The organism is Paenibacillus lacisediminis, from assembly GCF_046567315.2.
Genome location: NZ_JBKIAX020000029.1, coordinates 21,630 through 33,375, shown reverse-complemented (window position 1 = coordinate 33,375; position 11,746 = coordinate 21,630). Strand labels below are relative to the sequence as shown.

12 protein-coding genes are annotated in these 11,746 nt (G+C 37.8%); all 12 read right to left on the bottom strand.

Going from position 1 to position 11,746, the window contains the following annotated elements; genetic code table 11:
- Nucleotides 1-8: 8 nt before the first annotated feature.
- The 12 genes from gmd to ACLD72_RS31125 all read right to left on the bottom strand — a co-directional run bounded on the left by gmd (nt 9) and on the right by ACLD72_RS31125 (nt 11,745).
- Nucleotides 9-1,052, bottom strand: a complete 1,044-nt coding sequence (gene gmd / locus ACLD72_RS31180) for a GDP-mannose 4,6-dehydratase (protein ID WP_411003066.1) — start codon at nt 1,050-1,052, stop codon at nt 9-11.
- 15 nt (nt 1,053-1,067) lie between these two features.
- Entirely contained in the window at nt 1,068-2,015 is a 948-nt protein-coding gene (locus ACLD72_RS31175; RefSeq protein WP_411003067.1) for a LicD family protein, read from the bottom strand.
- A gap of 35 nt (nt 2,016-2,050) precedes the next feature.
- On the bottom strand, nt 2,051-2,692 hold the full coding sequence (locus ACLD72_RS31170; protein ID WP_411003068.1) for a class I SAM-dependent methyltransferase: 642 nt from the start codon (nt 2,690-2,692) through the stop codon (nt 2,051-2,053).
- 93 nt (nt 2,693-2,785) lie between these two features.
- Nucleotides 2,786-4,714 (bottom strand): hypothetical protein, encoded by a 1,929-nt coding sequence (locus ACLD72_RS31165; RefSeq protein ID WP_411003069.1) that lies wholly within the window; start codon nt 4,712-4,714, stop codon nt 2,786-2,788.
- A complete protein-coding gene (locus tag ACLD72_RS31160) occupies nt 4,708-5,526 on the bottom strand; it encodes an SDR family oxidoreductase (RefSeq protein ID WP_411003070.1) in 819 nt (272 codons plus the stop codon). Before ACLD72_RS31160 ends, ACLD72_RS31165 begins: the two co-directional genes overlap by 7 nt.
- A complete protein-coding gene (locus tag ACLD72_RS31155) occupies nt 5,523-6,227 on the bottom strand; it encodes a cytidylyltransferase domain-containing protein (RefSeq protein WP_411003071.1) in 705 nt (234 codons plus the stop codon). Before ACLD72_RS31155 ends, ACLD72_RS31160 begins: the two co-directional genes overlap by 4 nt.
- Complete coding sequence (locus tag ACLD72_RS31150) at nt 6,220-7,131, bottom strand: Gfo/Idh/MocA family protein (protein ID WP_411003072.1); 912 nt, start codon at nt 7,129-7,131, stop codon at nt 6,220-6,222. The genes ACLD72_RS31155 and ACLD72_RS31150 overlap by 8 nt, the downstream gene beginning before the upstream one ends.
- A 1-nt stretch (nt 7,132) precedes the next feature.
- Nucleotides 7,133-8,191, bottom strand: a complete 1,059-nt coding sequence (locus ACLD72_RS31145; protein ID WP_411003073.1) for a nucleotidyltransferase family protein — start codon at nt 8,189-8,191, stop codon at nt 7,133-7,135.
- Between the two features lie 18 nt (nt 8,192-8,209).
- The gene (locus ACLD72_RS31140; protein WP_411003074.1) at nt 8,210-9,118 is read right to left on the bottom strand and encodes a methionyl-tRNA formyltransferase; all 909 of its coding nucleotides are present in this window, start codon (nt 9,116-9,118) and stop codon (nt 8,210-8,212) included.
- Between the two features lie 16 nt (nt 9,119-9,134).
- Nucleotides 9,135-10,202, bottom strand: coding sequence for an N-acetylneuraminate synthase (neuB, locus tag ACLD72_RS31135; protein ID WP_411003075.1), 1,068 nt, complete (start codon nt 10,200-10,202; stop codon nt 9,135-9,137).
- Complete coding sequence (locus ACLD72_RS31130; RefSeq protein ID WP_411003076.1) at nt 10,199-10,867, bottom strand: PIG-L deacetylase family protein; 669 nt, start codon at nt 10,865-10,867, stop codon at nt 10,199-10,201. Before ACLD72_RS31130 ends, neuB begins: the two co-directional genes overlap by 4 nt.
- Nucleotides 10,864-11,745: a methionyl-tRNA formyltransferase gene (locus ACLD72_RS31125; RefSeq protein ID WP_411003077.1), complete on the bottom strand. Its 882-nt coding sequence runs from the start codon at nt 11,743-11,745 to the stop codon at nt 10,864-10,866. Before ACLD72_RS31125 ends, ACLD72_RS31130 begins: the two co-directional genes overlap by 4 nt.
- Nucleotide 11,746: the final 1 nt, after the last annotated feature.

Genomic DNA, 11,746 nt, shown 5'->3' with positions numbered 1-11,746 from the left:
TCACCTTTTCAAGCTAAATTGTGTTTGCCTTTGCACGCTGTTCTTCTAAGATCCTCTTGAACCATCATAGCTACTAACTCGTTAAAACTAGTTTTAGGGCTCCAACCAAGAGTATTCTTTGCTTTCGCCGGATTACCGAGCAGCAGGTCTACTTCAGTAGGGCGGAAAAATTGCGGGTCTACAGCCACAATAATCTTTCCGGTTGTCGGATCAATCCCTTGTTCATGTACCCCTTGCCCATGCCATTCGATATCAATCCCTCCCTCCTTAAAGGCTAATTCAACAAATTGACGCACTGTTCTTGTCTCGCCAGTCGCAATAACAAAATCTTGCGGAATGTCCTGTTGCAGCATCAACCACATCGCCTCTACATAATCACCTGCATATCCCCAATCACGCTTGGCGTCCAGGTTCCCTAAGAAAAGACAATCCTGATAACCATACTTGATATTAGCTACTGCCATTGTAATTTTGCGAGTGACAAAGGTCTCGCCACGCAAAGGAGATTCGTGATTAAACAAGATGCCATTGCAGGCGAAAATATTATAAGCCTCACGATAGTTAACCGTAATCCAGTAGGCGTACATTTTGGCTGCTGCATAAGGGCTACGTGGATAGAAAGGTGTAGATTCAGATTGGGGTGTCTCTTGTACTTTTCCATACAGCTCGCTTGTAGACGCCTGATATATCTTTGTCGTCTGTTCCAACCCTAAAATACGTATCGCCTCAAGCAAACGCAGAGTACCAATCCCGTCTGCATTTGCCGTATACTCTGGCGTATCAAAAGAGACCTTGACATGACTCATTGCTGCCAGATTATATACTTCATCCGGTCTTATTTCTGCCATTAATCGGATAAGGTTTGATGAGTCAGTCATGTCTCCATAATGGAGATGGACCCGTTCATGCTGCAGATATTCCTCTATACGATCATACCGATCAATAGAGGAACGCCGTACTAATCCATACACCTCATACCCATTCTCTAACAACAGCTTTGTCAGATAAGCACCATCTTGCCCCGTGATACCTGTGATGAAAGCTCTTTTCATTGTAGCTCCTTATCATTACGCAAGTAATTTTTTCAAGTTCAGAATATTCAGATCATTTTGTATTTCAAGCAAATCATATTTGATAATATCATAATACAAGAACGGAGTAACGATGACGCACGCTCCTGAATGTTGAACTAATTCATCACTCTTCAGGACTGGAATATCATGAATCGTATTATCGGTTATATTTTTATCGATAATACCCACGATGGGAACGTTATCCTGAATCAGCTCCTTTAGCAGCGTTTTTCCGAATGAACCATAGCCATAAATAATTACCTCATGTATATCGCTCTGATTTAGCTTTGTGCTTAACCGAATACCATCTATATAATCATTCAGCCATTTGTTCGCCACATTATAATAATTTAGATGTATTTCGTTATTCAGATTGGGAGCAGCATGAGCATTTTCTTTTGGTGTTCCCCAATCCGTTCCATACGTTTCTTCCAAGTAGCCTACAGTATCAAATGGAACACAAAAATTAGCATTCAAGAAGTCCAATTCGCCAAACTCATTAAAGAATTCGTAGCTGACAGAGTATCCGACACAATGCCAATATTTCTTGTTTTCGCCCTCTAGTAGCTTGAATAAATAAAAGTCTGTATATTCCCCCTTTCGAGTAACACTAACTAATGAATCGTCATCTTGTGTACGAATTAACTGAAATCCCTGCTCCAGCAACTCTTTCAAGCATTGCACGAGTATTTTTTTATCCGTGTAGTAAAGAGCAATATCGGAATCTTTATCGTGCTTGATAAATCCGTTTTCTCTTTTCGCTCCCAACAATGTACCAAAACACAACCAATGGCTTAGTTTGTTCTTGTCAAAAACATTTTTTATAATCAACAGATTTTCGCCTGAAATGACAGGATCAATATTTTTATTCTGGAACTTCTCGAAATCATATTCCAAATACTTTGGATTGTTACTATCTATCATTTGTGCGATTGTTTTCATAATCAACAATGTCCCTTCTGCCAGCGGTCTAAATATTACTTTATTCTGATAAAATATCTTGCCAAATACGGGTCTTCGTTCTTATAAATGGACAGCCCTCTAGATTTATGGAAGTACTCCAGGCTAAAACTGGCATACGACTTAATTTTCTCATTAAATAAGTCTGTATCTATATATCTTCTATAGTGATTGTTATAGGTTTTGTCCAGGTTACTATCCTCTAGCGTTCTGAATTCTAAAGCTATCAAATCGTTGCTTGATAAATTCTCATGTAATACTCGTAATAAGATGTTTTCAATATCTTCGGAGATGGCGTGTAGAAAAAATCTACTGTAAATCAACAAATTGCTCTGTCCTCTGTTCAGATTAATATGATTTATACACTGTTGAAAATTGTGTTGATCGGATATATCTATATTTTTAAATTCCAGATTGGAGTGAGAGTTCTTGTCCTTATTCAGTTGTATGGCCTCTTCCGAAGCATCAATGGCATAAACCTGTTTTCCGTTCTCGGCAAAGGCTCGACTATCTTGTCCCGAACCACAACCAATATCAACAACGATCGGATAAGGAGTCACTGAAGGTAGTACAAATTCAAAGAAGGTTGAATTTTGGGTAATGGAACATTGCTTGTAAAACTCATTCCAGTAGCTTTTATTATCCTGCTGCTCTCTCATATTGCGTCCTCCCACATCAAAGTAGTGATGAATACTTAATCTTAATTTGGTCTTTTTCTCTTGGCCGAAGATTGGACTTATTTTTCACGGGAGTTATCGGGACACAATGAAATCCAATGTTTCTTTCAAACTTGCATTGCTTATGAGCTCAAGATTTAAATGCTCATCATACTTGTTAATCCCTAATACAGACTCCAGGAATGGATAATAAAAAGCTGTCTTCTTCAAATACCAGTACAAAAATTTGTATATTGTTTCGTTATCCATATACTTTATAATATCATCTGGTTTTTCAATTATTTTCTTTAGTGAATGAACATATGATTCTTTAGAATCTATTGGGAAATTGATGTTCCTTACAGCAAAAGAGCCGTTCCCGCAAGTAATTACCGGTATACCATTGTAAGGCAGTTCAATTCCTAAAAATCCGTTATATATAATCCCACAATCTAAATAATCAAACATATCGTAGGTAAGAAGTTCTTCATCGCAATCGATGAACAAAGTATTTTGCAAGCTGTTAAGATTCATTCGTTCCTCCAGAAAGCTTCTTGTATTTTTCACACTGGAATGAAGCGTGCTTTCCGCAGGATGGAAACGAACAATCAATTTTGCATCTAGTTCTTGTTCAAAGGCCTGTATTGTATACTGAAGCCAGTCAATCAAATTGTTAAACACGATATCTCTATCTGTCTCCGCACCATCCCAACTTACATTTGGAAATGCACAAAATAGTTTTTTGTCTCCCTTAAATTTGATGATTTTCTCCATGACTGGCGATACAATTTCTTTATTTACCTTGCTGTAATAGATTTGGGTATCCTGAGCATTGCCCGAACTTCTATTTTTCATATATTCATCTATTTCAGCATACTGGTCCTTTTTAAGCGTTTGGTTCCTGAAGTCCTTCCATTGCAGACTTTCATTAGCGAACTGGACAACAGCATTTTTAATAATGATCCATTTCTCTTTGTTGTAGCTATGGGTACCGTATACTACGGAATGAATATTATGATCTCTTAGATACGAAAAACATGGGCCCCATAATGAATAAATTCCATGGCTTGTTATGAAAGTATCAATCTCAAGATGCTCATAGATATACTTCCCTAAATAGTAGCTTTCTGTTGCTTGCTTCAATTGTTGCTGATAGACATGCTTCACAACAGTCCCATTCAGATCAATGTCGTCAGTCTTGAACATTCTGCGAGTGGAGCTTATGGCATGCTTCGTGGTATAGAGATTCTCCACGGTATCATTAACTGCTCCAATACACTCTCGATACTCCAAAAACTTCATATTAGGGTGGGCATAAAACTCTTTCAAATACAGTTCTTCTATGGAAGTTGTTAGAATATCGAGCGATTTAGGAGCATATTTGCTCCCCTCCAGCGGTTGTATTACCGTCCGTGATCTATAAAAATAATGAACCGTACATCCATTTACTGCGTATAAATAGGCTAAAGATAATTCAGGGAAGTATAAATGCAATGAATTGATTGCGATTCTCTTCGAGTAGATTTGTTGATCTCTAAGCGCTAATAACTTTGCTATTTCAGCATGACGATGGTCAAGAAGTGTGTATAGCTTATACGTAAGCAGATCATCATATCCGCCTGCATCCAAATGTAGCAACGAATACAGTTTCTGTTGTAAGGCATTCATTCTACTTAAGATAATATCACTATACTTTTCAATCCTTCTCTTAATGATCTCCTGATGCTTATCGTAGAAAAATTGAAAATAAATGACTGGCTGATCAACGTTGTAGCTCTGGGTTACATAAGAAACAACGTCATCATAGTAATGTGTGCATACAATAATCTTATATTGATCCTCAATCAGACCAAGCTTATCAGGGGAACTTATTTCAATTCCATCAATTGTTTCCTTCCACTTGCTGCTGTCTTTATCTACAAAACAAATGACTCGCTCTCTAAACAACGGGTCTAGCTCTACGCAATGTTTATAAAACTGAGTTCCAATGTCTCCGGCTCCCCAAACTATATACCTTTCTACCATACATGCAGTCCTCCATCTACCATCAAATTATGTCCTGTAACATAACTGGAAGCATCTGATGCCAAATATAATAAAGCGCCAACCATTTCTTCCGGTTGCGCCATTCTTCCTAAAGGAATTCGATTGCCGTATTTTTGTTTAAAAGTATCATTTTGGCCACTTTCTACCCCACCAGGTGTAATGGTATTTACACGTATGCCGTCTTTTGCAAAGTAGGTCGACAAATATTTAGTTAGCGCAACAACCCCACCTTTGGAGACGGAATAAATAGCTGGTGTATTAATTTGACGATCTAAATAGTATGATCCCTCATATATTCTATTATCAGGCCCTAATACACCATAAATTGACGATGTCTGAATAATTGAGCCCCCAGTTTTCTGCTCTTTCATTACTTTCCCTACATGCTTGGCAACAAGAAACATACTATCCAAATTGAGACTCATGATTTCCTTCCATTGCTCCAAATCATAATCTTCGAAGGGAGAAAAAAAGGCATCTAAGTTATTGGATTTACCCGCAGCATTATTATGCAAAATATTAATCTGCCCAAACAAAGAAACGGTCTTCGCCACCATTTCTTTAACTGAGTCCTCTAAGGTTAAATCACAATAGATACCTTCCGCTTTAACTCCATATTCTTTTCGCAGGTCATTCGCCATATTAGTGGCTGCTTCAATATTTCGATCCACTATCGCAACGTTAGCTCCCGCTTCAGCCAGCCCTTTACAGAAATGGGTCCCTATAATTCCTGCCCCACCTGTGACGATTGCAACCTTTCCAGCCAATGAAAATTTACCCATATAACTCATATTAAACTTCCTCTTTTCTCTGCAAGCAATTTAACAATTTCAAAATCAAGTTCAGAATCAATATCTTGAGAACGCTCTTCTGGCATAACATACAAAATCGTTCGATTCGTAAAATTCGATTCTACTTTTAAAAACACTTCTCTTTTCCATACATAAATCGATGCGTTCATATCATAGGCTTTTGGTGCATCTTGGCGTCGTACTATGGGCTGTTCTAATGTTTTTGAGAGTGCTACGTATCCATCTTTTTCTTCTACAAGATTGAAGTAAGGACTTCTACGAGCAGGAGCAGCAGTAATTAAGTTACTAGCATACTCATGCTTTTCCAGCATAAATATTGCTTGTTGTAAATCTTCGATTGTACGCAATGGAGATGTCGCATCAATGTCCGTTATCGTGTCAAAACGGATATCAGCCTCCATTTCAACTTGTCTAACACAGTGTTTAATGGCTGGCAATTTTGCTGCGCTATCAGTGGCAAATTCACTAGGACGTTTTACCATATAATCCGCTCCATAGCTTTTGGCAACTTGCAATATTTCATCACTATCACTGCTTACAGCAACAACATTAAAGAGCTTACTCTCCTTTGCCTGAAGTATACTATGAGCAATTAGCGGCATTCCTAATAACTCTCGCACATTTTTATTTTTTACGCCTTTAGAGCCTCCACGGGCACATATCGTACAAATTCTATTCATTGTACACCCACTCCTTAAGCAAGGAAGATTTTTCAACGGCCTCGATCATGTTCACAACCTCGATTCCTTCAGCAAAGGAGCAACTACGGGATGATCCTCTTAGAATGGATTTATGTTGCTCTATATACGTGTAATCCCGATCTATTTTATCTAGTTCAGTAACTTCGCCATTAACATTAACATAATGATTAATGAAGTCAATTTTGATCGTCTTATGGTCAGTATGAACAACTAGATACCTCTGACTAATACGATCTATATAGTTTAACTCAACAGAGATGTGTATATTTTTATGGGTAACATAGGATGCTTGTACATAATCCTCAGAATCAATTTCCAAACTGCTAATTTTTGTAGTCGTCGCATGTAATGCCTGCCACTGGCCAAATAAAAGCGTTAAATAGTCTAGCTCATGACTTAAGTCCCTTAACACCCCTCCGCCTTGCTGGCGTGAAGCAGAATAACACTTCGTATAATCGGTTGACGGTCTCCAGCTCGGCAAATATTGCCCAACATAAGCATTAACACTTAGTACGCGCTCATTTTGGAGCATTTCTTTCAGCTGTATAATTAATGGATGAAACCTAAAGTTATAAGCAACAAACACTTTACTACCATTGAGTGTAATAGACTCATTTTTTGAGAACAAAGGTTTTTCCACTAAAATAGTCCCCGTGCAATCACTATTGAGAACTTTTTGTAATGCTTCAATATGAGCAGAGGTTTCGTTTGCAATGATAACGTAATCGTATGCTTTCGATTGCAAAGCAGTAGACAAGCTATTGAAGAAAACACCGTCCTGTGGAAATCTTTTTGAAACAACGGATACTTCGATCCCCATATCTCTCAACAAGCGTGTATGTCGTTGACCTATTGAACCATATCCAATGACGAGTGCATTCATGTCAAAAGTCTTCTTTCATGAAAATTTTAGTATATTCCTTACCCGCCCGTTCAAGCTCAGTTAAGTGCCCAATATCAAGCCAATATTCATGTATCGGAAAAGCTGCTGACGCCTTTCCTTTTGAAATTAACTGTTCAAAAAAAGAGGGCATGTCATAAAATTCATTTTTCGGAATGTAATCCAATGCCTCAGGATTAAGCACATAAATACCTGCATTAACAAAGCTACGATGAACAGGTTTTTCTTTAATTTTAATTAGATTAGTGCCTTCTGTTTCAACTACACCGTAAGGAATTTGATATTCATACTCTCTTACACACATCGTTGCCATAGAGTTATGTAACAAATGGAACTGCATCAGATGTTCAAAATTCACTTGTGTTAGCAGATCGCCGTTCATTACAAAAAACGGTGCTTCCGGTCGGTCTTTCAGCAAAGAAAGTGCCCCCGCTGTCCCCATTCGCTTCTCTTCTTCTACATAATCAATTTGCACATCAAAAGCTTCTCCATTTTGGAAATAACTTTGAATAACTTCCTTTTTATAATTTACCGAAAATATAAAATGCGAATAACCATATTGCTTGAAGCTTTCAATAATGGTTTCTAAAATAGGTTTATTTCCAACCTTCAACATTGGCTTAGGGATATCATTAGTAAGCGGACGCAGCCTGGTCCCTAATCCGCCCAGCATTAAAACAACACTATTTTGATTTATAACTGCCTCTAATTTATCCATGAATAAAATATCGACAATTCGATTATTCTCATCAACAATCGGCAATTGTCTTAACATCTTAGACTTCATGATTTGCTTATAGATATGAGGTTGTTTCCCTACTTGTGCCGTAATAGGGCTAGAATTCATAATTGAGGTAATAGATACTTCAAATCCTTCCCCTCGCAATATGCCACGACGAATATCTCCGTCTGTAACCGTCCCAAGTAATTTCCAGTTTTCATCTATAACTGCTGCAAATTGCAGAGTAGATTCTTCAATAACTTTCATCGTGTATAGTAGATTTTTGTTAGATTGTACAAGTGCCTTATGCCAAAACTTCATATGAGATACCTTCCTTATCTATTTAAATCTACACCCGATTGGAAATTGCGGTGTATGCACAGACACGCCTTCATCGGACACAATCTTTTCGATTAGAATGGTAGAATCTCCAGTTTTCACTACAATTCCTCTATGATCTCTTCCAACAACCTCTCCGCATGTTCCTATGTAAATAGGCGCATCCTTTATTAAGGATGCCTTTGCAATTTTAATGGTTTGATTATTCGATAATCTCGTTTGAGCATAAGGCGCTGGATATGAGATGGCACGAACAAAATTGTAGATTCTTTCCGAGGTCCATTCCCACTTAACGATTTCATCCCCTTCCATTCGTTTACCACAATAGAAGCCTACTGGATGAATAGTTGATTGTTGTATCCGCTCTGCGGTCCCATCATAAATAGCATGGATCGCCTTTATTAATATATCGGGACAAATATCATAGCATTTTATGAGCAAATCATTGTAAGTATCTTGCAAGCTTATCGGTTCTATATGCTGTAAAATAATATCTCCTGTGTCGATTCCTTCGTCTATATAATGCACCGTGACCCCAAAGTGCTGTTCGCCGTTAATAAGTACCCAATTCAGAATATTTCTCCCCCTATAAAAAGGAAGAGCGCCTGCATGACAGTTAATAAACCCCCTTCGCGCAACATGAATTAGATCTTTTTTTATAATTTGGTCAAACGACATCGACACATTCAGGTCAATATTTAGTCGTTTTATTTGCTCTAAAAAATTCTCATCATTTACATTTTTAATTTTCAGAACAGGTATATGATGCTTGGATGCCATTTCAATGAGTTGCAAATCAGGATTCTGATATCTAGGTACGACAAAAGCTACTTCATACTTATTATCCTCAATTAACCGTATTAAAGCTTTTTGCGCCCATATGGAATCACCAAAGAAACCAATTCTCATCGTGGATACCTCGTTATTATACTAATTCATCTTCATCATATTTTTTAGATGCAGGCTGTCCAATATAGTTCCAATATTGATTAGGAGATATACCGTTTCCCGGTCTTTTAATCGTCAAGTTATCCGTTGTAAACAGCTCACCGGCTTCTATCGCTTTTTTAGTAACTAGACTTTTACGTACTGGAATGCGATTTTTAAGTTCGACCTCATTTGGCCGCTTAATACCATCACCTAAAGCAAGCTCAACTTCCCTTATACCTCTTATCATCGACTTAAGTTCATCCGGAGTTAAGGATGCTACATGATCCGGACCTTCTAGCTCTCTATCTAACGTAAAGTGCTTTTCGATAACCTGAGCCCCTAGCGCAACTGCTGCCATTGAAATATGAATGCCCTCGGAATGGTCAGATAAGCCAATAGGCAGTTGAAACGTTTTTTTCATTTCATTGATAACATTCAAGTTAATGGAATCTACTGGTGCCGGATATTGTGTCGTACAGTGCAGTAACATTACGTATTTTCGCAATAATTCCTTAGCTTCCTCACTCTCGTAAAAGGCTAATACATCCTCTAGCACAACCGGTTCAGTTGGCTTGGCAAGCCCATATGCAATAAAAGCTAATGCTTCATGGATCTCCTCCGTTACTGCCATACCCGTCGATAAAATAATTGGTCTTTTTTTTGTTGCAATATAGTGAAGAAATGGTGCATTCGTAATTTCTCCAGATGGAATTTTAATTTTAGAAAGCTGGAGCTCATCGACTAAAAAATCAACGCTCTCGAAATCGAATGGCGTTGATAAAAATTCAATTTGCTCCGTTTGACAAAAAGATTGCAGTTCTACAAACTCCTCATAGCTTAATTCTAACTTCTTTAACATCTCAAATTGTGAAGTTGTTTCGCCTAAATTTTCAACTTGATAATCTGCTTGTTTTGCTTGTTTTGTAGTTAAATTCTCCGCTTTAAAAGTTTGAAACTTAACTGCGTCAGCACCTGCGTCCTTAGCAACTTTTACAAGCTTTTTTGCCAATTCTATGGAGCCATTATGATTGACGCCCGCTTCTGCAATAATATAGGTCTTCATAATACTCTCTCCTTTAACAACATAAATGCTTCTGCAGCTTCAAATCCACCGGCGGCTCCTCTAATGTAAGCAAGTGATGTAATGGATTTTTCACTACGCGGAAACGGGAATTCACTAATTTCTGATTTAAAAATTCTCATTAACTCTATCTTCTTTGCAAGATAGGGTTCAATATTTACAAACACATTGGGTCTAAATCCGTTGCTGTCAGGATTAATTGTAAAATCGGTCTCGGATAGCGTCTCGTATATCAATACTCTTTCCACATAAGGGTATCTGAACCATTTTGTACATGCCATGGTTGCATCAAACACTGCTTTATGATCCGAGTGTATATCACTTGGATATGGTGCATACACAATATTAGGCTTTATTTCCTGAAATACTTTGCTTATTTTTTCTATTAAAATCCCATCTGAGATTTGGTCCAATGTAGCCGTATCAAATCCCAATTCAAACACTTTTTCAAATGGATACAACTTCGAAACCTGAACTATTTCTTCAGCTTTTCTATTTTTGGTTTCCTCCGAATAAGAGTCTCCCAACCTGGTAACAATAAGCCAATATATGTTATCTCCTGCTTGGGCATGCTTTAATAATGTCCCGCCACACCCTAGCGTCTCATCGTCAGGATGCGGAGCTATAACAACTATGTTTTTGCTCATAAATATTCCCCTTCTTGAGCTCTAAAGTCTCCCTCGTATTCTAAGACGCGCAAACACCCATCTGCAGTTTTTACAACGAACGTATTCTTATCAGCATATATAATTTTTCCTGGTTCAATATAGTCATTAACAGGTGAATCTTCAATGACTGCTTTCCACACAATAATATCTTTATGTTCATGTTCAAAGTGAGCACCAACATATGGCTTTGTCAGTGCATTTATGAGATTGACAATCGATTTATTGCTCATTCGCCAATCGATCTTTCCATCTTTTTTACTTCTCTTTCTCCAGTAGGAAGCTTCCTGCTCGTTTTGCTTAATAGGTGTTATATGATGGTTCATGAGATTGTTAGTCAGCTCTATTACTTGTTTTTCACCAACTACTAACAATTTATTGTAAAGTGAATTAGCATCTTCAAATGGATCAATAGTAACCTTTTGTTGGCTTAAAATATCTCCCGCATCGGGAATATCCGTCAAACAGAAAAAAGTAGAGCCTGTTTCTTGCAGTCCCAACACAAGTGCCCAAATAATAGGATGCCTGCCTCTATTACGAGGCAATAACGTAGGGTGATAGCCTACAGCACCTAGCGGCGGTAGCGAATATATGTCCGACGGCAATAAATAGGACCAACCGAAGCAATAAATGATATCCGGTCTTTTATACTTTACCCATTGCAGTAGCTGCTCATTGTTGCTATAGTCCAACCAATCAATTTTATGTTCTTCGCAAAAACCGTTAAGCGCGACATGATCGGCGTTATAATTAGATTGTGTCTTTGTTACTACACCTATAATTTCGGCATCTGTTTTATTAAAAATGGCCTTTAAAAATACCTCACTAGTTTTAACACAGCCAATAAATAATATTTTCATA